This window comes from Herbaspirillum sp. C7C8 (genome assembly GCF_022627875.1).
In the GTDB taxonomy this organism is placed as follows: Bacteria; Pseudomonadota; Gammaproteobacteria; order Burkholderiales; family Burkholderiaceae_D; genus Herbaspirillum.
The window spans coordinates 363,849-387,433 of sequence record NZ_JABXGG010000001.1 but is presented as its reverse complement, the minus strand read 5'-3'; the positions used below and the strand labels follow the sequence as shown (position 1 = coordinate 387,433).

The following is a 23,585-nucleotide window of genomic DNA, read 5'->3' as shown; positions in this document are numbered from 1 at the left end:
CCGACATGAACACCCGCCCCGATCCCGACGACCTGCTCGAACGCGTGATGCGCGACGAAGAACGCCAGGCGCGCGGCCGCCTGAAGATTTTCTTCGGTTTCTCGGCCGGCGTTGGCAAGACCTTCGCCATGCTGGAAGCCGCCCAGGCACTGGCAGCGCAAGGCACGGACGTGATCGCCGGCGTAGTCGAGACCCATGGTCGTGCGGAAACCGAGGCGCAACTGGCCGGGATCACCCGACTGCCGATGCGCAGGCTGCCTTACCGGGATCGCCAGCTGCCCGAGTTTGATCTGGATGGCGCCCTGGAACGCCATCCCGGCGTGATCCTGGTCGACGAGCTGGCGCACTCCAACGTGCCCGGTTCGCGCCATGCCAAGCGCTGGCAGGACATCGATGAACTGCTGCGCGCCGGCATCGACGTCTACACCACCCTCAACGTGCAGCACATCGAAAGCCTCAACGACGTGGTCGGCCAGATCACCGGCATCCGCGTCTTCGAGACCGTGCCCGATCACGTCTTCGATGAAGCCGACGATGTCATGCTGGTTGATATCCCGCCCGATGAATTGCTGGCCCGCCTGCAACAGGGCAAGGTCTACCTGCCGCAGCAGGCCGAGAAGGCCGGGCGCCATTTCTTCCGCAAGGGCAACCTGATCGCCTTGCGCGAGATCGCTCTGCGCCGCACCGCCGACCGGGTCGATGCCGACATGCGCCAGTATCGCGCCGACCGGTCCATCGCCCAGCTGTGGCAGGCGCGCGAGCGTATCGTGGTGGCCGTGGGCAGCGGTGTCGGCGAGGAACGTCTGATCCGCGAAGCGGCTCGTCTGGCGGCCAAACTGCAGGCCCAATGGCTGGCCGTGCATGTGGATCTGCCAGGTCAGCATCAGGCCATGGAGGCGCGCGAGCGCGTAGTGGCCTACCTGAAGCTGGCACAATCGCTGGGGGCCGAAACGGCCAGCATCAGCGGCGAGGAATTGTCCGCTGCGCTGCTGCAATTCGCGCGCAGCCGCAATGCCGGCAAGCTGGTAATCGGACAGGAAGCGGGCGGCTTGCGCCAGTTGCTGCGCTGGCCGCGCGGTACCCTGGCCCAGCGCATCGCCCGCAGCGGTGGCGAGATCGACCTCTACACCATCGCCCGCAGCCGTACCCGCGTACAGCAGGAGCGTCCCGCCGGCGACAGTGCCGCCAGTGCCGCCGAGGCCCTGCTCATGCGGCGTCGTCATGCACGCGGCACGCTCTGGGCGGTGGCCAGCTGCGTGGCCACCACCACGTTGGCCTTCGTACTCGATGGCAAGCTGCATCCGGCCAATGTCATCATGCTTTACCTGGTAGGCGTGATGCTGGTGGCGATGCGCCATGGCCGTGGTGCATCGATACTGGTGTCAGTGCTGTCGGTGCTGTCCTTCGATTTCTTCTTCGTCGATCCGCGCTTCTCCATCACGGTCTCCGATGCGCAGTACCTGCTGACGCTGGCGGTGATGCTGGCGGTGTCGCTGTTCATCAGCTCGCTCACCGCGCGCCTGCGCCGGCAGGCCAGCGTGGCCATGCAGCGCGAGGGGCGGGCCGCCAATCTCTACATGCTGGGCAAGGAATTGTCGGCCCTGCTCACGCTGGACCAGATCCTGGAAATCGGCCGCCGTCATCTGGCCGCCGTGTTCGGTGCGCGCATCGCCTTCTTCCTGCCCGACAGCGTCGACCAGTTGCGCCTGGCCGAACCCGAGCAGGACGGTGGCGGCGGGCATGTCTTGAAGAACGTCGATGCCGGCGTGGCCCAGTGGGTCTATGACAATGGCCAGGCCGCCGGCAAGGGCACGGCCACCTTGCCCTCGGCGGCGGCACTGTACCTGCCGCTGACGGCCACCATGCGTACGCGCGGGGTGCTGGCCTTTGCCATCGAGGCCGCCAGTCAGGAAGAGCAGCAACTCGCCACCGCCCAGCTGGCCCTGCCGGAGAATCGCCAGATGCTGGAGATCTTCTGCTCGCAGATCGCCATGGCCATCGAGCGTTTGCACTATGCCGAGGTGGCCCAGGATGCGGTAGTGACAATGGAGTCCGAACGCTTGCGCAATTCATTGCTCTCGGCGATTTCGCATGATCTGCGTACGCCGCTGACCTCGCTGGTCGGCAGCGCCGATGTCCTGGCCGCCGACGACCGGCTGGACGACGATGCCCGGGCTATGGCCCGCACCATCAGCGAACAGTCGCAGAAGATGGTCGGACTGATGAACAACCTGCTGGACATGGCGCGCCTGCAGGCGGGCGTGGTGACGCTCAATCGTCAGTGGAATGCGCTGGAGGAACTGACCGGCTCGGCGCTGCGCCTGCTGGCCAAGGCGCTGGAAGGCCGACCGGTGGACACGCGCATCGCCCCCGACCTGCCGCTGTTGCGGGTCGATGCGGTGCTGCTGGAGCGGGTGCTGGCCAATCTGGTGGAAAACGCCATCAAGTATTCGCCCGCCGGCAGCCCCGTCACCATCAGTGCACACGTGGAAGACAGCGATGGCCAGCCGCAGGTCAAGGTCTGCGTGAGCGATCAGGGGCGCGGCTTCCCGCCCGCCATGACACAGCACGCCTTTGAAAAATTCACGCGCGGCGACAATGAGTCCAGCACCCCCGGTGTCGGCCTGGGCCTGGCCATCTGCCGCGCCATCATCGAGGCGCATCAGGGGCGCATCTGGATTGCGCCGCAGGAAGCCGGGCAGGGCGCCACCGTCTGCTTCATGCTGCCGGTGGAGACCCAGCCAGCTTTGCCCGAGGAATAAGGACACCCCATGCAAGAACACGCAGGCAACATCGTCTTCATCGAAGATGATCCGCATATCCGCAAGCTGGTCAGGAGTGCGCTCGAACAGGAGGGCTTCATCGTCCACGAAGCCAAGAGCGCGCGCGAAGGCGTCACCGAGGCCGGCACCCGCAAGCCCGACCTGATCATCCTCGACCTCGGCCTGCCCGATGGCGATGGCAAGCAGGTCGTCAGCGAGATCCGCAACTGGAGCAGCGTGCCCATCGTGATCCTCTCGGCGCGCACCCAGGAATCGGAAAAGGTGGAAGCCCTCGACGCCGGTGCCGACGACTATCTCGTCAAGCCCTTCGGCATGCCCGAGCTGCTGGCCCGCATGCGCGCGCAGTTGCGTCGCCACGCGCGCGCTTCAGGCGCTGGCCAGTCCAGTGGCCGCTACCGGCTGGGTGAGGTGATGGTGGACTTGCCGGCCCGCAGCGTGACGCGCAATGGCGAGGCGCTGCATCTGACGCAGATCGAATACCGCCTGCTGTCCACGCTCCTGCGCGACGCCGGACGGGTCATCACGCACCGCCAGTTGCTGGTGGCCGGTTGGGGACCTTCGCATGCGGAAGACGGCCATTACCTGCGCATCTACATGCAGCGCCTGCGCCAGAAGCTGGAGCAGGATGCAGCCCAGCCGGTGCACATCCTCACCGAGATCGGCGTGGGTTACCGGCTGGCCGACGTGGTGGCCGAATGAGCGGCCATCGCTGACGGATCAGGGCCAGTTCAGCAGCGGCAGCGCCAGACCGACCATCACGATGCAGCCCAGGTTGAGCAGCAGGCGGTGGCGCTTGAGCACGAAGGAAAGCAGCCAGGCCCCGGCCACGAAGACGATGAAATTGGCCAGGTATTGCTTGCCGGCCGCAGTGACTTCCAGGTCCGGTGCATCGGCCAGTCCCGAGAACTTCCAGGCGCAGGCCAGCGCAGCCAGCACCGCGCAGTTGAAGTAGGTATTGACGGTGGGGAAGCTTTCTTCCAGATGATCGGAGATGTCCACGCTCTCGCATCGACCGTCACGGTACAGCGCATCCAGCCAGTGGCGCTCACCACGCCAGCGGTACAGCGTGGTGCCATCCTCGCGCGCCTGCTGAGCGTGGGGCGGCCCCAGGCGCGCGTTCATGAAGTCCGGCGCCGTGTTGCGCCATTCTGCGGTGCGGGCGGCGCGGAAGCCTTGCTCCAGTGTGCGCGCCTTGCGTCGCCGGCCCAGTTGCTTCAGAGCCAGCTGGGCCAGGGCCAGGGAATTGAACAGGTAGATCCATTGCAGGATGGTGGCGTAATCGGCTTGCATGGGCAGCTCGGCGTGAAGGGCAGGAGTGAGGATGCCGCATCTTGCCGTCAGCCTGACCGATTGTCCAGCCCGACCGGGGCTTGAGTCAGGGACTGCCCGAGGGTGGCTCCAGGACGATATGAACCTGGGGCCTGTTGATGAAATGGGTTCTAACTTTTCTTTATTGTTTGGCGTGGCCGATTTTTCCCTGCATATGGCCCCACAGTGTTTTCTTTGCGTCTGCGACCATCTGATCCCGGACGATACAGCCCGTCTTCTGGTATCTGATGAAAACCTGATCAATCCCCCCGTCCGGGCCAGTTGGGCGCACGCTTCTCCAGAAACGCCTGTATCCCCTCCATCGCCTCGGCATCCATGATGTTGCAGGCCATCACCTCGGCAGCATGGGCATACGCATCCGGCAGCGCCATCATCTGCTGGCGATACACCATGGCCTTGCCGCGCGCAATCGAGACGGCAGGCTTGCTGCAGATCTCGCGAGCCAGCGCCTCGGTGGCGGCGTCGAGCTCATCGGCCCGCACCACTTGATTGATGAGCCCCCACTGCTCTGCTGTGGTCGCATCGATGAACCTGCCGGTAACAAGCATCTCGAAAGCCCGCTTGATCGGCAGGTTGCGCGTCAAGGCCACCGCCGGGGTGGAACAGAAGAGGCCCACATTGATGCCCGATACCGCAAAGCGCGCCTGGTCGGACGCCACCGCCAGGTCACAGCTGGCCACCAGCTGGCAGCCGGCGGCCGTGGCCAGCCCCTGCACCTTGGCGATGACCGGGACCGGCAACGCCCGCAGCGACTGCATCAGACGGCTACAGCGGTCAAACAATTGCCGGTAGCAAGCCTGCTCGGGGGCGGCGCGCATTTCGCGCAGGTCGTGGCCGGCGCAGAAGGCGCGGCCCTGGGCAGCCAGAATCACGCAGCGTACCTGCGTATCTTGCGCCAGCGCATCGAGCTGCGCCTGCAAGGCCGCCAGCATGGCGTCGGAGAGAGCATTGAATTGTGCCGGCCGGTTCAGGGTGAGCGTGGTGATGCCGTGCTGGTCGTGGCGCAGCAGCAGGTCCTGGCTTGTCTCTTGCATGGTGTGGTCTCCGAATGGGGGCGCCCGTGTCATGTCATCGCCGGGCCTCCCGGAAGACTACCTCAAGCGCTGCTTCGATGCAGCCCCTACACCATGCCCAGCAGCGCCTCCAGGTCTTCGTCCTCACCCTGGGGGGCGGACATGTCGAGCACGCTCTCGATATGGTGCAGGTGCGCCAGCATGGTGGCCACCGCCTTTTCCGTGCGACCGGCGGAGATGGCGTCGATGATGTCGCCGTGGTCATCATGGGTGCAGGCCGGCACGGTCGGGGAGTCGTACAGCACGATGATGAGGCAGGTCAGCGAGGCCAGCTCACGCATCATCTTGCTCATCACCGGGTTGTCCACCATGTCGGCAATACGGATGTGGAATTCCCCCGAGAGCCGGATGATGGCGCGCCGGTCGTTGCTGGCGCGCGCCTGCGCTTCCTCGGCCACATGCGCACGCAACAGTGCGATGTGCTCGGGCCGGGTGTGCTCGCACAGGTGGCGTAGCAGGGCCGGCTCCAGCATGCGGCGCGCGGCGAAGATGTTGCGGGCTTCCTCCGGCGTCGGGCTGGCGACGAAGGCGCCACGGTTGGGAATGGTCGTGATCAGGCCCTCATGCGCCAGCCGCGCCAGCACCTCGCGCACCCGCGTGCGGTTCACGCCGAAGATGCCGGCCAGCTTCTCCTCCACCAGCTTGGTGCCGGGCGTGAGACGGTGTTCCATGATGGCGCCGACGATGCGTTCATAGATGGCATCACCGGCCAGCGGTCGCACGCTCAAGGCCTGACCCGGGAGCGGGCTGGTGTCCGGATGCTCGTGCTTGCCGGGTTTCTTGCGGGGGCTGCTGGCGGGAGTCGGGCGCATGTTCTCTCATGGGATGACTGGGATTTGCCCGCCATGATAGCGGAAAATTGTGGTGATTGATTGTCACAAAATAATAAAATTAGGCGTACAAAAATGACTGTGAAATGTTGCACTTTGGTGGGGCGTTTTTCTTGTCGCGATGGTGCAATCGGCTTCCTTTGGTGCGCCCGTCGGGATTGTCGGTCGGCAATCCAGAGTGGAAAGACATTCCGATAGGGCCGCTACAAAGGCTCTTCAAGAAGAATTCTCGCCGTCTGCGAGCGCGCTTTTCGGGCTGGCACAGGCTTTGCATAAACGGTGGCAATAGAAAATAAAATTGTCACAAAATAGCCTGTTTCGATTGTCCACCTGGGAGAAAACCATGCAACAGCAAGTCCGCAAGTCCCCCTCCGGCCTGTTCTTCAAGGCTGCCGCCCTGGCCACCCTGCTGGCCTGCAGTGCTCTGGGTGCCGGTTCGGCCATGGCCCAGGCCAAGCCCAAGATCAAGCTGGCCTATGCCAAGTGTGCGCACTGCATGTCCATGGCCATGGTGCCGGCGCTGGCGCAGAACGTGGACATCGAGGGCATCAATTTCACCGCCGGCAGCGATGCCCTCACGGCCTTGGTCTCCAAGAGCGTGGATATTGCCCAGGTGACTTACCTGGCCTACGTCAGCGGTCTGGACAAGGGCTTCGACCTGGTGGCGGTGTCGGGCCAGGTCAATGGTGGCTCGGAGATGCTGGTGGGCAAGGACAGCACGCTGGCCTCGGATGACTGGGCCGGTCTCAAGAAGCTGATTGCGCAATACAAGGCCGAGGGCAAGCCCTTCCGCATCGCAGCCTCGCGCGGCAATGCCCAGGACCTGCACATGCGGGGCGAACTGGCCGGCCATGGCATCGATCCCTCCAAGGACGTCCAGTTCGTCAACATCCCCAACCCGTCCGACCACGCCGCCGCACTCGCGCGCGGCGAGGTCGAGCTGATCTGCTCGGTCGAGCCCTTCGCTTCGCAGATCCGCATGACCGGGGTTGGCAAGCATTTTGCCTATCCCTATGACCAGGCGGCCGGGCGACTGACCAACCTGATCGTCACGCGTTCTGATGTCATCAAGGAGCATCCGGCCGAGGTCAAGGAGACCGTGGCGGCGGTGGTCCGGCTGGTCGACGGGCTGCAGAAGGACAAGCAGGGCTGGATCAACAGCATCGTCAAGGGCACCGGGCTGGATGCCAAGATCGCCACCGAGGCGCTCAAGAACGCCTATCCCGACTATCGCATGTACCGCGCCCAGACCAAGGCCATCGCCGTGATGATGAAGGACCTGCGATACGTCTCCAGCGATGTCTCTGCCCTGGCCGAGAAGAACATGGACTACAGCTTCCTGATGAGCGTGACCGGCAAGCCCAAGACCGAACTCGGTTATTGATCCACGATCTGGCCCCAAAGGAATCATCATGAGCGGATGGAAGCAATCCCTGTCGGAAGCCAAGTGGCGCTTTGCGGTGCCGCTGTTGCTGGTCTTGTTCTGGGAGGCCTTCTCCCGCTCGGGCGTGATTCCGCCCGCGCTGTTACCGGCACCCTCGCGGGTGTTCGTGACCTGGATGGACTGGATTTTCGGCTTCAATGAAGCGGCCCAGGACAGCAGCGGCAAATGGATCTACGACGCCATGGCCAGCTGCCTGCGCGTGACGGCAGGCTACCTCATCGCGGCGGTCTCGGGCATCGCGCTGGGTGTGGCCATCGGCTGGTGGCGCTGGGTCGAACGCACCATCGAACCGACGGTGCAGATGCTGCGGCCGATTCCCCCGGTGTCATGGATTCCGCTGGCCATCATCTGGTTCGGTATCGCCAACAAGCCGGCCATCTTCCTGGTGTTCCTGGGGGCTTTCTTCCCGATCCTGATGAATACCGTCCATGGCGTCAAAACCGCCGACCGCAACCTGCTGCGCGCTGCCGCCATGGCCGGCGCAAAACAGAGCCAGCTGCTGCGCTTCGTGATCCTGCCGGCGGCCATGCCCAGCATCTTTGCCGGCCTGCGTATCGGCATCGGCAGTGCCTGGATGTTGACGGTGACTGCCGAGATGGTGGCCGTCAAGAGCGGGCTGGGCTATGCGCTGTGGGATTCGTATTACTTCCTGCGCTATGACCTGGTGATCGCGGCCATGATCAGCATCGGCCTGCTGGGTTTCCTGGCGGACTGGATCCTCAAGCAGATCATGCACTCCATGCTGCGCTGGCAGCACGTGGCTACCGTGCAGGGCAAGGGCTGAAAAGACGGCCTCGGGCTGTTCATCAACGATCAAGGACATCGCATCATGGCATTCATCGAACTCAACGATATCGTCAAGGTCTTCAAGGACCGCAAGCGCGGCACCGACATGCTGGCCATCGACCACGTGAGCCTGCGCCTGGAAAAGAAGGAATTCCTCTGCTTGCTCGGTCCCTCCGGCTGTGGCAAGTCAACGCTGTTGAACATGATCGCCGGCTTTGAGTTTCCCACCAGTGGCGTGGTGACCGTGGCCGGCAAGTCCATCACCGGTCCCGGCGCGGATCGCGGCATGGTGTTCCAGCAGGCCAACCTGATGCCCTGGTTGCCGGTCTGGGACAACGTCGCATTCTCGCTCAAGCTGCAGGGCAAGAGTGCCGCCCAACGACGTGCGGCGGCACAGCCTTTCATCGAGACGGTCAAGCTCAAGGGTTTCGAGAATCACTATCCGAGCGAACTCTCGGGAGGCATGGCGCAGCGCGTGGGGATTGCCCGCGCACTGCTGCAAAATCCCTCGGTGATCCTGATGGACGAACCCTTCGCCGCACTCGATGCGCAGACCAAGATGGAAATGCAGGAAGAACTGGTGGCCCTGTGGCAGCGCTACGAGGGCACCATCGTCTTCGTTACCCACAGCGTGGATGAAGCGCTGATCCTGGCCACCAAGGTAGCGGTGATGACGCACCGGCCCGGTCGCATGCGCGAGCTGATCGACATCGACCTGCCGCGTCCGCGTGATACCACCACGCCCGAATTCAACCAATACAAGCGCCACGTGCTGAGCCTGATCCGCGAGGAATCGGCGCTGGCCCATGCCGACGCTGCCCTGCTGGCAGCCTGAAAGGAAATCTCATGATCCCACGTACTCTGCTCGGCATGCTCACGCCGTCCTCCAACACCACGCTGGAACCGGTCACCACCGCCATGCTGGCCGACATCCCCGAGGCCAGTGCGCATTTCGGACGTTTTCGGGTGACCGAGATCGCGCTGTCCAATCAGGCCCTGGCGCAGTTCGACGACAGCGAGATCCTGCGCGCCGCCGAACTGCTCTCGCATGCCAAGGTCGGCAGCATCGCCTGGAATGGCACCTCTTCGGGCTGGCTGGGTTTCGATGCCGATGAACGCCTGTGCCGTCGCATCACCGACGCCACCGGCATTGCGGCCTGCACGTCGGTGCTGGCCTTGAACGAAATTTTCGACATCACCGGCGTGAAGCGTTTCGGTCTGGTCACGCCTTATCTGGACGAGGTGCAGGCCGCCATCATCAAGAACTACGCAGCCTCGGGGCTGGAGTGCGTGTCAGAACGCCACCTGCGCAAGCAGGACAATTTCTCCTTCTCCGAAGTCAGTGCCGACGAACTGCGTGCCATGGTCCGCGAAGTCGCCAGGGACAAGCCGCAGGCCATCACCATCTTCTGCACCAACCTGCGCGGTGCTCCGTTGGTGGAAGAGCTGGAGCGCGAGGTCGGCATCCCGATCTACGACACCATCTCCACCGTGGTCTGGAAATCACTGCAACAGGCCGGTGCCGATCCTTCGCGCATTCGCGGCTGGGGCAGCCTGTTCCGCGACGTGCGCTAGCGCTGGCCGCCTCTGCGGCAATTTCTTCTACCTCCCTTGACTGACGCACCGGCTGTTGCCGGCGGCGCGGGGTGATACACGCTTGTTGGAAAGGAATACAGATGGACAGCTTTGACCTGGTGATCCGCAACGGTACCGTGGCGACCGCCTCCGACATCATGCAGTGCGACGTCGGCATCAAGGACGGCAAGGTCGCCATGCTGGGACGCGGACTGCCGCCCGGCCGTGAAGAGATCGATGCCAGCGGCAAGCTGGTGCTGCCCGGCGGTGTGGATGCGCATTGCCATCTGGACCAGCCGATGGAAGAGGGGCTGCGCATGGCCGACGATTTTCGAAGCGGCACCATTTCCGCTGCCTGCGGTGGCACCACCACGGTCATCCCGTTCGCGGCGCAGGCCAAGGGCGGTTCCTTGCGCGCGGCGGTGGAGGATTACCATCGCCGCGCCGAGGGCAAGGCGGTGATCGATTATGCCTTCCACATGATCGTCAGCGACCCCAGCGAAGAGGTCCTCAGGAACGAGTTGCCGCAACTGGTGCGCGAGGGCTACACCTCCTTCAAGATCTACATGACCTATGACGATCTCAAGCTCAATGACCGCCAGATCCTCGACCTGCTGGCGCTGGCGCGCCGGGAAGGGGCGCTGGTCATGGTGCATGCGGAAAATGCCGACTGCATCGGCTGGCTCACCGAGCAGCTGGAAGAAGCCGGGCTGACCGCGCCCAAATACCACGCCCATTCGCGGCCGATGATGGTGGAACGCGAGGCCACGCATCGCGCTATCGCCCTGTCCGAACTGGTGGACGTGCCCATCCTGATCGTGCATGTCTCCGGCCGTGAAGCCATCGAGCAGATCCGCTGGGCGCACGGTCACGGCCTGCGCATCCATGCCGAGACCTGCCCGCAATACCTGGTGCTGACGGCCGAGCACCTCGATGACGGCTACCACGGTGCCAAGTGCGTCTGCAGCCCGCCGCCGCGCGACAAGGCCAACCAGCAATATGTCTGGGATGGCCTGGCCAGTGGCTTGTTCACGGTGTTTTCCTCGGACCATGCGCCGTTCCGCTACGAGGATGCGCAAGGCAAGAAACCGGGCGGGCAGGAAGTGCCGTTCCGCTACATCCCCAATGGCACACCAGGGCTGGAGACGCGCATGCCCATCCTGTTCTCCGAAGGCGTGGGCAAGGGCCGTATCGATCTCAATCGTTTCGTGGCGCTGACCGCCACCGACCCGGCCAAGATGTATGGCCTCTATCCGCGCAAGGGCACCATCGCCATCGGCAGCGATGCCGACATCGCCATCTGGGACCCGCACCGCCAGGTCACGGTGCGCAACAGCATGCTGCATCACGATGTAGACTACACGCCCTATGAAGGCATGCCGCTGACCGGCTGGCCGGTGCTGACGGTCTCACGCGGCGAGATTGTGTGGCGTGATGGCGAGGTGCTGGGTGCGCCGGGGCGCGGGCAATTCCTGCCCTGCGGCTTGCCGGATCCGGCCCGGCCCAAGGTGCAAATTCCTGGCTAACAAGAATTTATAAACAATTTATCGATTAATTGTCAGTTTGGCCTTTAGTGTGCGTGTCGCAAGCCGTAATCTGCATGGGGGGAGGATCGCCATGGATTGCCTGGCGGCAAGCTGGGGCTGCGTGGTCGTGTCATTCCCGCCAATGACGTCTGTTTCGCCCTTTCCGATAACGACCACGCCTCCACGCTCATGATGAATCGACTCTCGCTGAAGAAAAAACTCTGGCTACCCCTGGTGTTCTCCTGGATGGCCTTGCTGTTCCTCTCCGTCTGGCATGCCTACCAGACCCGTGACCTGCAGATCGCCGAACGCCAGCGCGGGCTGGAGGACGTGACCGAAATGGCCTATACCACCGTGGCCGGCTTCGCCAAACTGGAGGCCGACGGCAAGCTCTCCCGCGCCGAGGCGCAACAGGGCGCCATCGCCCGCATCCGCGACCAGCGCTATACGGGCGACGGCTACGTCACCCTGGTGGGGGCCGATTCCACCATCGTCATGCACCCCATCAACACCAAGCTCGATGGCCGCAACATGCTCTCCTTCAAGGATGCCAAGGGCAACGAACTCTACAAGATGATCGCCGCCGCCGGCGCTTCGCCGAGCGGCAAGGGTTTTCTTCAATACTGGTGGCCGCGCCCGGGCAGCGACAAGCCCAGCCCCAAGATGGGCTTCGTCAAGCGTTTCAAGCCCTGGAATTGGGACCTGATCTGCAGCGTCTATTCCGATGACATCGAGGCAGACTTCCGTCGCGCCCTGGTGCAGGCCGTGGTGGTGCTGATCGCGCTGGGCGTGCTGCTGTCCATCATCGCCGGCCTGGTCTCGCGCAACATCTTCCGCTCCATCGGCGGCGAGCCCTCCGAAGCCGCCGCAATGGCGCGCAAGATCGCTGCCGGTGACCTCACCGGCAGCATCCGCACCAGCAGCGGCGACCAGCACAGCCTGGTGGCGGCCGTGGCCTATACGCGCGATCGCCTGGTTCAGACCGTGCAAGGCATCAAGGGGGCGACCGTGTCCATCAAGACCTCGGTCGATGAAATCGCCAACGGCAACATGGACCTCTCCAACCGTACCGAGCAACAGGCCGGTTCGCTCGAAGAGACCGCCTCGGCCATGGAAGAACTGACCTCCACCGTCAGGCAGAACGCCGCCAACGCCCAGCACGCCAACCAACTGGCTTCGGGTGCGGCCAAGGTGGCGATCCAGGGCGGTGAAGTGGTGGGGCAGGTGGTGCAGACCATGGCCTCCATCAATGCCTCCTCGCGCAAGATCGTGGACATCATCAGCGTCATCGACGGCATCGCCTTCCAGACCAATATCCTGGCGCTGAACGCTGCGGTGGAAGCGGCCCGCGCCGGCGAGCAGGGGCGGGGCTTTGCCGTGGTGGCTTCGGAAGTGCGCTCGCTGGCCCAGCGCTCGGCCGCCGCCGCCAAGGAGATCAAGCAGTTGATCGACGATTCGGTAGGCAAGGTCGATACCGGGACCCACCTGGTCCAGCAGGCCGGGCAGACCATGCAGGAAGTGGTGGCCAGCATCCAGGGCGTTTCCACCGTGGTCAGCGAGATCGCCACCGCCAGCCACGAACAGAGCGCCGGCATCGAACAGGTCGGAGAAGCCATCACCCAGATGGATGAAACCACCCAGCAGAACGCCGCCCTGGTGGAACAGGCCGCCGCTGCCGCACAGTCGCTCCAGGAGCAGGCGGAAAAGCTGGTCAATCTGGTCGGAGTCTTCACCCTGGATCGACAGGGGCAGGGGGGCCTGGCCGTGCGCTAGGGGTTGGCGGGCACCTGCCCGCATTGACCTTCATATCGGCCGGAAAGGGGGCGGTTGCTGCGGAACGGCAGGCCGCCCTTTTTCCATGGGCTTGCAGTGGCTCCGGAGTGGTGCATGCTGCACCAAATGGGTCTTTGCCGACAAATAATCTGAAGATCAGTGCTTTGGCGGCAGCAAGTGCTGTCAAGATGCCTGTCTCCCCTCAAATACGGCAGCACTATTTGCCGCCTCTTCTCTACCATGAGAGCCGTTTGGATGCGCTGCAGCATGCCCCGGACGGCTCGGTTTCCCGGCTTGCGGCGCTCCGCCTTTTCCTCCTGGAGCCCAGATGTCCACCGCCATTGCCGCACCCGCCACCGCCCGCCCTGTCTCCTCCCGGCCGCAGCCGATGAGCCGGCTTTTCCTGGTCTGCGTGGTCGTGGCGATCTGCATCTGGGGCGGCAACTGGCCGGTGATGAAATTCGGCAGCCAGTTCATCCCGCCGCTGTGGTTCGCAGCCAGTCGTTTCCTGTCGGCTGCCATTCTCAGCTTCGCCATCGCCGTCGCGCTGGGCAAGCTGCGCCTGCCGACCCGCCAGGAGTGGCCGGTGGTGGCTGGTGTGGGCGTGTTGCAGATGGGTCTCTTCACGGCGCTGGTGACGGGCGCCTTGCACTTCGTCATGCCGGGCCGCGCCTCGCTGATTGCCTACGCCACCTCGATCTGGGTGGTGCCGGGCGCAGCGCTGGTGTTGAAGTACAAACTGAGCACCCGGCAATCGCTGGCCACCGTCTGCAGCTATGCAGGCATGGCGGTGATCGTGCTGCCGGCGCTGCTGCATGCGGACCTGCACAGCATGATCGGCTACCTGATGCTGGGTGCGGCTTCGCTGTCCTGGGCCATGAACATTCTGCAGATCAAGCTGACCCCCGGCGTGAAGCTGGACTTCGACCTCCTGCCCTGGCAGACGCTGGTGGCCGCCGTGCCGCTGTGCGGGCTGGCCTTGCTGGTGGATGGCGCACCGACCTTCCTGGCCGATCCGCACTCCTGGGGCGTGATTGCCTATACCGGTCCGCTGGCCACTGCGCTGACTTTCCTGATCGTGTTGCAGATGACCCAGCGGCTCTCGCCGGTGACGGTCTCGGTCTGCATGCTGGGTGTGCCGGTGGTGGGCCTGACCTTGTCCTCGCTGGTCTTCGGCGAGAAGCTCTCGGCCGATCTGCTGCTGGGCATGGGGCTGCTGTGCCTGGGGCTGCTCTTGCCGGCGCTGCCCGCGCCGGGCTGGCGTCGCACCCTGAGCAAGGCGTGATGCAGGCGCACTTCAGCGATCGGTGAGGTAACGCGCAATGCGCTCGCCGAGCAGTTCACGCAATGCGCGCACCGTGGGCGAGAGGCTCATGCGATGCGTGCAGACCAGGTTCAGCGGCGAAGCTTCTCCGGCGTAATCTTCCATCAGGGCTTCCAGCCTGCCGTTGCGCAGGTCGGCCAGCACATCCAGTCGCGACTTGTAGGCAATGCCCCGGCCATCCACGGCCCAGCGGTGCACCAGTTCGCCATCGTCGCAGACGCGGTCGCCGTTGACCTGCACCGGTACCGGGGTGCCGTCCTGGAAAAAAGTCCACTGCGAATGCAGCATGTCCGACAGCAGATAGCGCAGGCAGTTGTGCTGGCGCAGGTCGGCCGGGGTACGCGGACGACCATGGCGCGCCAGATAGTCGGGTGAGGCGCACAGCACGCGGCGGTTGTCGGGGGCCAGGGGCAGGGCGACCAGGCTGGAATCTTCCGGCGGGCTGTAGCGGATGGCCACCTCCACCGGCTGGCGGAACATGTCGGCCACGCGATCGCTGATGCGCACCTGCAGGCTCACCGCCGGATGCTGGGCCTGGAATTCATCGAGCCACTGGCACATCAGGTTGCGTCCGAAATCCGAGGGCACCGACAGCGACAGGTTGCCGCCGACCACGCGCCTGCCGTGGGCCACGGCGTCGCGTCCGGCATTGATTTCGGCCAGCACGTTGCGGGCGTATTGCAGGTAGCGTTCGCCATCGGGCGTCAGACGCAGACTGCGCGTGGAGCGCGCCAGCAGGCGTGCGCCGAGTTCGCCTTCGAGGCGCTTCATGGCGGCACTGGCCACCGCAGGGGTGACATCGTGCTGGCGCGCGGCGGCGGAGAGGCTGCCGTTGTCGGCGGCACAGACGAAGATGGCGAGGTCTTCCAGACGAATCATGAGCGGCAATGTTGAAGAAGGAGGATCGAAGTCCTCATTCTACTTTCAATTATTTTTTGAAAATGTTTCTGTCCCGCTCGGCTTTGTTGAAACCGCATCCTGCCCGATGATGTCACGCAAGCCGTACTCGCCAATTCATGAGCATTAAGCGCGCTTTAATGCTCAACGCCACCACCATTAAACGCAAGGAAACCCCATGAGCCTGCTCCAAGCCGCCCGCAAACGTCACTCCACCAAAGCCTTCGATCCCAGCCGCAAGGTCCCCGAGAACATCATCGCCGAACTGCGCGAGCTGCTGCGCCTGGCACCATCGTCGGTAAATTCGCAGCCCTGGCATTTCGTGGTGGCTTCCACTGATGCCGCCAAGGCCCGCATCGGCAAGGCCGCCGAAGCCGGTCATCCCTACAACCTGCCCAAGATCCTCAACGCCTCGCACGTGCTGGTGCTGTGCGCCCGCACCGCCATCAGCGAGCCGCACCTCGACGCCGTGCTGGAGAAAGAAGACGCCGATGGCCGCTTCGCCAATGCCGAGGCCAAGGCCGGCCAGCACGGCTCGCGTCTGCTCTACAGCAACCTGCATCGCTATGAATTGAAGGATGCCCAGCACTGGATGGAAAAGCAGGTCTACCTGGCGCTGGGCACGCTGCTCTTGGGCGCGGCCGATCTGGAAGTGGATGCCGTGCCGATGGAAGGTTTCAATGCCAAGGTGCTGGATGAGGAACTGGGCCTGCGCGAGAAGGGTTTCACCAGCGTCGTGCTGGTCGGCCTGGGCTACAGCGGTGCCGATGACTTCAATGCCAAGCTGCCGAAGTCGCGCCTGGCTGCCGAGACTGTCTTCACTGACCTGTAACCGGCATCACGCGCTGGTCCCTCACACCTGATGGATCAGCGCATTGGCTGCCTGCTGCAAGGCGGGCAGCACGCGCGCCAGCGTCTGTTCCTGCGATTCCACCGCCAGCGGGAAGCTCAGGCTGAGCGCCCCCACCACCTTGGCATGCCGATTCTTGAGCGGCACCGCAATGCCGCGTACTCCCGTCTGCAATTGCTGCTCCACCAGGGCATAACCCTGCTGGCGTGCCTGCGCGATCAGCTCGTAGAGGCGATCCGGATCGGTGATGGTGTGGGGCGTGAAGGGCGTCATGGCACAGGTGGCCAGCCAGTCGCGCACCTGCTGTTCGGGCAGGGCACCGAGCATCACGATGCCCGGTGAGGCCAGTTGTGCCGGTACCCGTGCGCCCAGCACGAAGCCGGTGGTCATCACCCGCGTGGTGCCGTTGCGGGCGATGAAGACCAGGTCCCAGCCATCGAGCACGCTGGCATAGACGGCCTCGCCGGTCTGCCCGGTGATCTGCTGGAGATGCGGTTGCAGGATGCGCGGCAGCGGCGCCGAATCGAAATACGACCAGCCCACTTTCAGCACCCGGGGCGTGAGGGCGAAGGTCTTGCCTTCGCTGTGCAGGTAGCCCAGGTGTTCCAGCGTGAGCAGATAACGTCGCGCGGCGGTGCGTGAGAGGCCCGTGCGTGCCGCCACCTGCGCCGAGGTCATGCGCTGGTTGTCGTAGTCGAAGGCTTCCAGGATCAGCAATCCCTTCTCCAGTCCGGCAATCCAGTCGCGCCGGGCCAGGCCGCCCTCGCCAGCCTCGCTGCCGTCTTCCGGCAAGTCGATCTTCTCCCGTTCGCTCATCGCTGACCCCTCGTCCTCATACCCACATCATCAGCGTATTGGCCGTGGTCTGCAGCGCCGGTACGCCGCGTGCGATGGCTTCCTCGCGCGAGCAGGCGGCGATGTTGGAGGTCACGCTCAAGGCGCCGATGACGCGGCCATTGCGGTTCTTGACCGCAATGGCGATGCCGCGCATGCCCATCTCGAACTGGTTCTCGGTAATGCCATAGCCCTGCTTGCGCATGGTGACGATCTCGGTGAACAGGGCGGCCTTGTCGGTCATGGCCATGTGGGTGTGCGGGATCAGGGTCACGCGGTCCAGATAGGCGGCGATCTCGGCATCCTCGCGCATGCCCAGCAGCACGCGCCCGGCCGTGGTGGTGTAGGCCGGCAGGCGCGTGCCCGGCTCGAAACCGGCATTGACCAGCTGCGCAGCCGTCACGCGGGTGACGTAGACGATCTCGTCGCCATCGAGCAGGGAGAAATTGGTGGACTCCTGCAACTGCTGGGTCAGCCGTTGCAGGAAGGGCACCACCGCGCGCGGCACGCGGGCCGATTCCAGATAGGACTGGCCCAGGTTCAACAGACGCGGCATGAGCCAGAACTTCTTGCCGTCCGAGGCCGCCATGCCGGTGTGCACCAGCGTGAGCAGATAACGGCGCGCGGCGCTGCGGGTCAGGCCCACGCGCTCGGCCACCTCGGTGGCCGTCAGCTGCGGTGAATCGCTGTTGAAGGCGGTGATGACATCAAATCCCTTCATCAATCCTTCGATCAGGTCACGTTTCTGGATGTCCAGTTCCACGGAGGTTTGGTCGATCATCGTAAAAAAAGTCCAGAAATGAGTGATTGGCGAACAAGTTGCGCGATTATCGCACGTTTGGGCGTATGTCGGCCTTTTTGCGGGGGTGGGGCTTGGCTATACTCGGCTCCGAGACAAATCATCGGGATCATGATGAACACCATAGAAAACAATCCTGTCCCCACCAATCCGCTGGGCATCGATGGCATCGAGTTCATCGAATACGCCACCAGCGAGCCGCTGGCGCTGGGCGCGGTGCTTGAGCGCATGGGTTTCGAACAGGTCGGTCGCCATCGTTCGCGTGAGGTGGTGCTCTACACCCAGGGCGGGATGAACGTGATCGTCAATGCCGATGTGTCGGCCTGGTCCGGTTTCGATCACGAGGTGCAGGCCACCAACCTGAGCGCCATCGCGCTGCGCGTGCGCGATGCCAACGAGGCCTATCGCCGCGTCACCGAACTGGGTGCCTGGCCGATTCCCACGCGCGCCGGGGCGATGGAACTGAACATCCCGGGTGTTCATGGCTGTGGCGATTCCATCATCTACTTCGTCGACCGCTATCGCGATTTCTCCATCTACGACGTTGACTTCAAGCCTTCCAGCCAGGAGCGGCGCAAGACCACGGCGCTCTCGGGCATGCACTTCTTCGGGCTGGTGCAGGCGGTGGGGCCGGAGCGCACGCGCGAATGGATCGACTTCTATTCTTCCTTGATGGGATTTTCGGTGCTGCCGGAAGGGCAATTCTTCGGCATCCTGCCCAAGGGCATGCTGCTGGCCAGTCCGTGCCGCCAGTTCTACATCCAGCTGGTGGAACCGCCCGCGGGCACCGAAGACATCCACTGGGAAGAAGAGTGGCTGCGCCTGGGCCTGGGCACGTCCGACGTGCTGCAAGCCGTGCGGCAATTGCAGGAGCGCGGCGTGATCTTCGTCGACCGCGCACCCACCCAGATCAGCGAGCGTGGCGCGCTCACCCAGCTTTACAAGGGCGGCATCAGTTTCGAACTGGTCCGCAGCCAGAAAGACAAGAACTGAGACCATGAAGGAAATCACAGGCACCACCCGCATCTTCCCTGTCATCGGCTGGCCGGTGGAACAGGTGAAGGCACCGACCTTGTTCAACGCTTACTTCAGGCATCACGATCTGGATGCACGCGTGATCCCGTTCAAGATCGAACCCGAGCGCTATTGCGAAGCCGTGCGCATGTTCATGAAAACGGAAAACGTCGGCGGCATCTTCGTTTCCATTCCGCACAAGCCCATGACCCTGGATGCGGTCGAACAGGCCACCCTGCGCGCCCGTGTGGCCGGCGCCTGCAATGCGGTCTACCGCGATGCCGATGGCGTGATCTGGGGCGACCTGATCGACGGCGAAGGTTTCATCCGCGCACTGGCCCGTACCGCCGCCGACCGTCCGCTGGTGTGGAACAAGACGCGCGCCCTGGTGGTGGGCACTGGTGGTGTCGGTTGTGCCATCGTCGCCTCGCTGGCCGCGCAGGGCGTGGCCGAGATCAGCGTCTTCGATACCAATCGCGCCGGGGCCGAAGCCCTGCTGGCGCGTGTGGAAGCGGCCTATCCGGCGACCCGCGTGCGCTTTGCGCCACCGGACGCCAGCGGTGTTGACCTGCTGGTGAACTGTACGCCGCTGGGCATGCACGCGGGCGACCCGATGCCCTTTGCGCTGGAAGGCGTGAGTGCCGGGGCCATCGTGGCCGACTGCGGCATGAAGATCGAGATGAGCCAGTTGTTGGTGCAGGCCCGGGCCAAGGGCTGCCGCATCCAGAAGGGCAAGGAAATGCTCATCGAGCAGGCGCCGTTGTATCTCGAATTGTTCGGCTGGCCGGGCGTGGCTGCCGACGATTTCCGTCATCTGGAGGCATTGTGAACCTCGACAATTTCGGTATGGACACCATCACCCTGCCGGGTGGACTGGAATCCAAGCTGGCCGCTTCCAAGGCAGCCGGTTTCTCGCAGCTCATGCTGTGGTCCAAGGATCTGGTCGCGTATCCCGGCGGGCTGGAAGCGGCGGTGAGGCTGGTGCGCGAGAGCGGCGTGCGCGTCACCGGCATCCAGGTCATGCGCGATTACGAAGGTCTGCAGGGCAGCCTGCACGACTACAAGGTGGACGTGGCGCGCAACCTGCTGCAGATCTGCAAGGCGGTCGGCGCGCCGCTGCTGATGGTGTGCTCCTCGACCTCGCAGCATGCCAGCGGCGATACGCGCCATATCGCGCGCGACCTCGCCAAGCTGGCCAACCTGGCGGTGCCGCTGGGCATTCGCGTGGGCTTCGAGGCCTTGTCCTGGGGGCGTCACATCAATCAATACATGCAGGCTTGGGAAGTGGTGGAGATGGCCGATCACGCCAACCTGGGCGTGGTGATCGATTCCTTCCACATCCTCGCCAATGGCGGCGCGCTGGAAGACCTGGAGGCCATTCCCGGTCGCCGCATCGTGATGGTCCAGTTGTCGGATTTCATGTGGCGCGAGATCCGCACGCCCGAAGAACGGCTGGAGACGGCGCGTCATTTGCGCGTCTTCCCCGGTGAGGGCGAGCATTCGCCGGAACTGTCGGACATGGTGCGACGCCTGCATCGCGGCGGCTATCGCGGCGACTACAGCTTTGAAGTGTTCAATGACGATTACCTGCAGATGTCGCCGGCCGTGGTGGCCGAGCGTGCGCGCCGGTCCGCCAAGTGGGTGACCGATCAGGTCTTGCGGCGCGGCTTGCGGGCACGTGAGCCGGTGGCGGCGTGAACGCACTGCGTGATCTTTAACCTGCAGTCAACAATCAGTCATCGGCATTACCGCCGGCTCGCCACAACAAGACCATAGCGAGCGGGTTTGACGATGCGGCACCGTCTCCCCTGGGGCCGGTGCGCATCACCACAACAGAGGAGACCTCATGACATCGCACCGCCCTTCATCCTGAAGCACCGGCCCCCTCCCTGAACACGCCAGGGAGTGCGCGGGCCCCTGCCCATTCTCCCGAACCGGACATGTCTCGCTGTGCGTTGGCAGGGGACCTGTTGCGTGCGCCGGGAGTGCGGCCCGTTCTACCACCACAACCACCACAACAACCACAAACAACAGAGATCAGAGACATGAAACCACGATCCGAATGCGCATCGCGCAACTTGCGGACCCCCGTCGCCATGGGCCTGCTACTGGCCGCATCCACTGCGGCACTGGCCCAGAGCAGCAGCAACGTCACCTTGTACGGCACCGTCGATCAGTACCTGGGCTACATGCACAGCAGCAGCGGCAAGAGCCTGTGGGCGCTCAACGATGGCGCCATCCTGCGCAGCCGTATCGGCGTCAAAGGCGTGGAAGACCTGGGTGGCGGCTATGCGGCCACCTTCACGCTGGAAAACGGTTTTGCCGGTGACACCGGTGGCCTGGCCGACAGCACGCGCCTGTTCGACCGCCAGTCCTGGGTCGGCATCAGGACGCCCGCCGCAGGCGAGTTCCGCATTGGCCGCCAGAACAGCGTGCCCTTCTTCATCGGTGGCGCCATCGACTATACCGAGCGCACCACCTACGGTTCCATCATCAATACCTTCGGCGTGCCCTCGCGTTTCGACAATGACTTGTCGTGGAAGTCGCCGCGCTGGGCCGGCTTCCAGTTCGACATCCACTACGCCATGCCGGAGACGGCCGGCGAGGGACCGGGCCGCCGAGGTGTCTACCAGTTCGGTCTGGATTACACTAACGGCCCGTATCGCGCCGGTTATGCCGGTGTGGTGGCCAAGCCCAATGCCGGCGGCCTCTACAGCAATACGGTGCAATACCATAACGTGTATGCCGACTACGACTACGGCCCGGGCAAGATCTACCTGGCCTACGTACGGAGCAACAACACCACCGCCAACGCCAACGGCAACAATGCCGCGACCATCCTCAACAATGTCAGCAATCCCAACAACTTCTTTGCCGGTAACGATCCGAATATCCAGCGCTTCTACAACGTCTATCAGGTCTCGGCGGACTATCGCCTGACCCCGCAGCTGCGCATCGGCGCGCTGTATGGCGTGATGGTCGACACCTCTCACAAGGACGGTGGTGCACAGGGCGGCAACGTGGGCGCCTACTATGACCTCTCCAAGCGGACCACGCTCTATGGATTCGCCAACTACATGAAGAACCAGGCTAACGCCGGCTGGCGCTTCAGCGGCTCGGCCGGACCGGGCAGCAACCTGGCCGGGGCCGACATCAATGGCAAGAGCCTGATCGGCTTGCAGATGGGCATCCTGCATCGCTTCTGAACGACGCCATTTCCTTATACCGGCAAACCGGTCCGCATCTTCCCGACAAAACGGACGGCTTGCCCAGCATCATCACGGAGACACCATGCAATCCTCTCATTCCCGCGATCAGTCGCAGCAGAGCAAGAAGGCCGCCGCCAGCGGATGGATCGGCTCGGCGCTCGAATACTATGACTTCTTCATCTATGCCACCGCCGCTTCACTGATTTTCCCGCAGCTGTTCTTCCCCAAGGGCGATCCGACCACTGCCATCATCGCCTCCCTGGCCACCTATGGCGTGGGCTATGTGGCGCGTCCCATCGGCGCTTTCGTGCTGGGCCACCTGGGCGACACTCATGGCCGCAAGAAGGTGTTGCTGTGGTGCATGTTTCTGATGGGTTTTTCCACCATCGGGGTGGGGCTGTTGCCGACCTATGACCAGGTCGGCCTGTGGGCACCAGCATTGCTGGTCATCATGCGCCTGGCGCAAGGCTTCGCGGTGGCCGGTGAAATCTCCGGCGCCAGTTCCATGATCCTGGAGCACTCGCCCTTCGGACGGCGCGGCTATTTTTCCAGCTTCACCCTGCAAGGGGTGCAGGCCGGACAGATCCTGGCTGCCGCCGTCTTCCTGCCGCTGGCGCACTACATGCCAGCTGAGCAGTTCAACGTGTGGGGCTGGCGCATTCCCTTCCTGTTGAGTTTCCTGGTCATCATCGCCGGCTGGATCATCCGCCGCACGGTCGAGGAAACCCCGCTCTTCAAGGCCGCTGACAAGAAGGAACTGCAGCGTCGCTCGCCGGTGGTGGAAGCCTTCCGCGACAGTTCGCCCGACATGCTGCGCGTGGTCTGCATGGCGCTCATGAACGTGATCCCGGTGGTGGCCACCATTTTCGGTGCCGCCTATGCGGTGCAGCCGGCCTATGGCATCGGCTTCGCCAAGGATGTCTACCTGTGGATTCCGGTGGTGGGCAACATCGTCGCCGTGCTGGTCATTCCCTACGTGGGCAAGCTGTCGGACCGCATCGGCCGTCGTCCACCCATCATCATCGGCTCGCTGCTGGCCGGGCTGTTCGCCTTCGCCTACCTGTATGCGATCAGCATCCGCAATGTCGAGCTGGCCTTCGTGATGTCGATTCTGATGTGGGGCGTGGTCTATCAGGGTTACAACGCGGTCTTCCCGAGTTTCTATCCGGAACTGTTCCCGGCCCGTTCGCGGGTCTCGGCCATGGCCATTGCGCAGAATGTCGGGACCGCCATCACCGCCATGCTGCCGGCGCTCTTTACCGCCGTGGCGCCCCCCGGCTCGCACAACATCTGGCTCACCGTGGGCAGCATTGCCTTCGGCATCACCGTGGTGTCGGCCCTGGCGGCGCTGTCGGCCCGCGAAACCTATCGCATCCCGCTGGAAAAACTGGGCGAGCCCGATGCCCAGCCCATGCCGCTCAACGAATATGAACGGCTGCGGGCCCAGGCCGATCTGGAAGGGCGTTACGCCAAGTCCTGAGGCGTTCCTGCCGCAGGGGAAGTGAAACAAAGCGCCGTTGCCTGCGAGGGGAACGGCGC

General features: G+C 63.9%; 21 protein-coding genes. 15 read left to right on the top strand and 6 right to left on the bottom strand.

Annotation, left to right across the window (positions count from 1 at the left end):
• The first annotated feature begins 5 nt into the window (after window positions 1-5).
• Window positions 6-2,762 carry a DUF4118 domain-containing protein gene (locus tag HWE01_RS01745; protein WP_241820944.1) on the top strand — a complete coding sequence of 919 codons (2,757 nt, stop codon included), beginning with the start codon at window positions 6-8 and terminating at the stop codon, window positions 2,760-2,762.
• Window positions 2,763-2,771: 9 nt separating this feature from the next.
• On the top strand, window positions 2,772-3,482 hold the full coding sequence (locus HWE01_RS01740; protein WP_008331741.1) for a response regulator: 711 nt from the start codon (window positions 2,772-2,774) through the stop codon (window positions 3,480-3,482).
• Between the two features lie 18 nt (window positions 3,483-3,500).
• Here HWE01_RS01740 and HWE01_RS01735 read toward each other — a convergent pair whose 3' ends face one another.
• The 3 genes from HWE01_RS01735 to HWE01_RS01725 form a co-directional block, all read right to left on the bottom strand.
• Window positions 3,501-4,073, bottom strand: coding sequence for a hypothetical protein (locus HWE01_RS01735; protein WP_241820943.1), 573 nt, complete (start codon window positions 4,071-4,073; stop codon window positions 3,501-3,503).
• 278 nt (window positions 4,074-4,351) lie between these two features.
• A complete protein-coding gene (locus tag HWE01_RS01730) occupies window positions 4,352-5,146 on the bottom strand; it encodes an enoyl-CoA hydratase (protein ID WP_241820942.1) in 795 nt (264 codons plus the stop codon).
• 86 nt (window positions 5,147-5,232) lie between these two features.
• Window positions 5,233-5,997 carry a GntR family transcriptional regulator gene (locus tag HWE01_RS01725; RefSeq protein WP_008331734.1) on the bottom strand — a complete coding sequence of 255 codons (765 nt, stop codon included), beginning with the start codon at window positions 5,995-5,997 and terminating at the stop codon, window positions 5,233-5,235.
• Between the two features lie 361 nt (window positions 5,998-6,358).
• On the opposite strand from HWE01_RS01725, the gene HWE01_RS01720 reads away from it, so the two are divergent.
• The 7 genes from HWE01_RS01720 (at window position 6,359) to HWE01_RS01690 (ending at window position 14,404) form a co-directional block, all read left to right on the top strand.
• Entirely contained in the window at window positions 6,359-7,399 is a 1,041-nt protein-coding gene (locus tag HWE01_RS01720) for an ABC transporter substrate-binding protein (RefSeq protein ID WP_241820941.1), read from the top strand.
• 28 nt (window positions 7,400-7,427) lie between these two features.
• Complete coding sequence (locus HWE01_RS01715; protein WP_008331731.1) at window positions 7,428-8,243, top strand: ABC transporter permease; 816 nt, start codon at window positions 7,428-7,430, stop codon at window positions 8,241-8,243.
• Window positions 8,244-8,288: 45 nt separating this feature from the next.
• Window positions 8,289-9,080 carry an ABC transporter ATP-binding protein gene (locus HWE01_RS01710; RefSeq protein WP_241820940.1) on the top strand — a complete coding sequence of 264 codons (792 nt, stop codon included), beginning with the start codon at window positions 8,289-8,291 and terminating at the stop codon, window positions 9,078-9,080.
• Between the two features lie 11 nt (window positions 9,081-9,091).
• The gene (locus HWE01_RS01705; protein WP_008331712.1) at window positions 9,092-9,820 is read left to right on the top strand and encodes a maleate cis-trans isomerase family protein; all 729 of its coding nucleotides are present in this window, start codon (window positions 9,092-9,094) and stop codon (window positions 9,818-9,820) included.
• Window positions 9,821-9,921: 101 nt separating this feature from the next.
• The gene (gene hydA, locus HWE01_RS01700; protein ID WP_241820939.1) at window positions 9,922-11,346 is read left to right on the top strand and encodes a dihydropyrimidinase; all 1,425 of its coding nucleotides are present in this window, start codon (window positions 9,922-9,924) and stop codon (window positions 11,344-11,346) included.
• A gap of 192 nt (window positions 11,347-11,538) precedes the next feature.
• Window positions 11,539-13,119: a methyl-accepting chemotaxis protein gene (locus tag HWE01_RS01695; protein ID WP_241820997.1), complete on the top strand. Its 1,581-nt coding sequence runs from the start codon at window positions 11,539-11,541 to the stop codon at window positions 13,117-13,119.
• A 328-nt stretch (window positions 13,120-13,447) separates the two neighbouring features.
• The gene (locus HWE01_RS01690; protein ID WP_008331709.1) at window positions 13,448-14,404 is read left to right on the top strand and encodes a DMT family transporter; all 957 of its coding nucleotides are present in this window, start codon (window positions 13,448-13,450) and stop codon (window positions 14,402-14,404) included.
• Between the two features lie 12 nt (window positions 14,405-14,416).
• Here the strand turns inward: HWE01_RS01690 and HWE01_RS01685 are convergent, their stop codons facing one another.
• The gene (locus tag HWE01_RS01685) at window positions 14,417-15,322 is read right to left on the bottom strand and encodes a LysR family transcriptional regulator (RefSeq protein ID WP_008331707.1); all 906 of its coding nucleotides are present in this window, start codon (window positions 15,320-15,322) and stop codon (window positions 14,417-14,419) included.
• 196 nt (window positions 15,323-15,518) lie between these two features.
• On the opposite strand from HWE01_RS01685, the gene nfsB reads away from it, so the two are divergent.
• The gene (gene nfsB / locus HWE01_RS01680; RefSeq protein ID WP_008331705.1) at window positions 15,519-16,172 is read left to right on the top strand and encodes an oxygen-insensitive NAD(P)H nitroreductase; all 654 of its coding nucleotides are present in this window, start codon (window positions 15,519-15,521) and stop codon (window positions 16,170-16,172) included.
• Window positions 16,173-16,193: 21 nt separating this feature from the next.
• Here nfsB and HWE01_RS01675 read toward each other — a convergent pair whose 3' ends face one another.
• Both HWE01_RS01675 and HWE01_RS01670 read right to left on the bottom strand, forming a co-directional pair.
• Window positions 16,194-17,006, bottom strand: a complete 813-nt coding sequence (locus HWE01_RS01675) for an IclR family transcriptional regulator domain-containing protein (protein ID WP_008331697.1) — start codon at window positions 17,004-17,006, stop codon at window positions 16,194-16,196.
• Window positions 17,007-17,022: 16 nt separating this feature from the next.
• Window positions 17,023-17,805: an IclR family transcriptional regulator domain-containing protein gene (locus HWE01_RS01670; protein WP_241820938.1), complete on the bottom strand. Its 783-nt coding sequence runs from the start codon at window positions 17,803-17,805 to the stop codon at window positions 17,023-17,025.
• Window positions 17,806-17,934: 129 nt separating this feature from the next.
• On the opposite strand from HWE01_RS01670, the gene HWE01_RS01665 reads away from it, so the two are divergent.
• From HWE01_RS01665 to HWE01_RS01645, 5 genes are all read left to right on the top strand, one after another.
• Window positions 17,935-18,816 (top strand): 4-hydroxyphenylpyruvate dioxygenase, encoded by an 882-nt coding sequence (locus HWE01_RS01665; RefSeq protein ID WP_034350938.1) that lies wholly within the window; start codon window positions 17,935-17,937, stop codon window positions 18,814-18,816.
• Between the two features lie 4 nt (window positions 18,817-18,820).
• Window positions 18,821-19,666: a shikimate dehydrogenase family protein gene (locus HWE01_RS01660; protein WP_008331694.1), complete on the top strand. Its 846-nt coding sequence runs from the start codon at window positions 18,821-18,823 to the stop codon at window positions 19,664-19,666.
• Window positions 19,663-20,535, top strand: a complete 873-nt coding sequence (locus HWE01_RS01655; protein WP_241820937.1) for a sugar phosphate isomerase/epimerase family protein — start codon at window positions 19,663-19,665, stop codon at window positions 20,533-20,535. Before HWE01_RS01660 ends, HWE01_RS01655 begins: the two co-directional genes overlap by 4 nt.
• A gap of 347 nt (window positions 20,536-20,882) precedes the next feature.
• Window positions 20,883-22,043: a porin gene (locus HWE01_RS01650; protein ID WP_050978123.1), complete on the top strand. Its 1,161-nt coding sequence runs from the start codon at window positions 20,883-20,885 to the stop codon at window positions 22,041-22,043.
• An 85-nt stretch (window positions 22,044-22,128) separates the two neighbouring features.
• Window positions 22,129-23,526, top strand: a complete 1,398-nt coding sequence (locus HWE01_RS01645; protein ID WP_008331689.1) for an MFS transporter — start codon at window positions 22,129-22,131, stop codon at window positions 23,524-23,526.
• The last annotated feature ends 59 nt before the right edge of the window (window positions 23,527-23,585 follow it).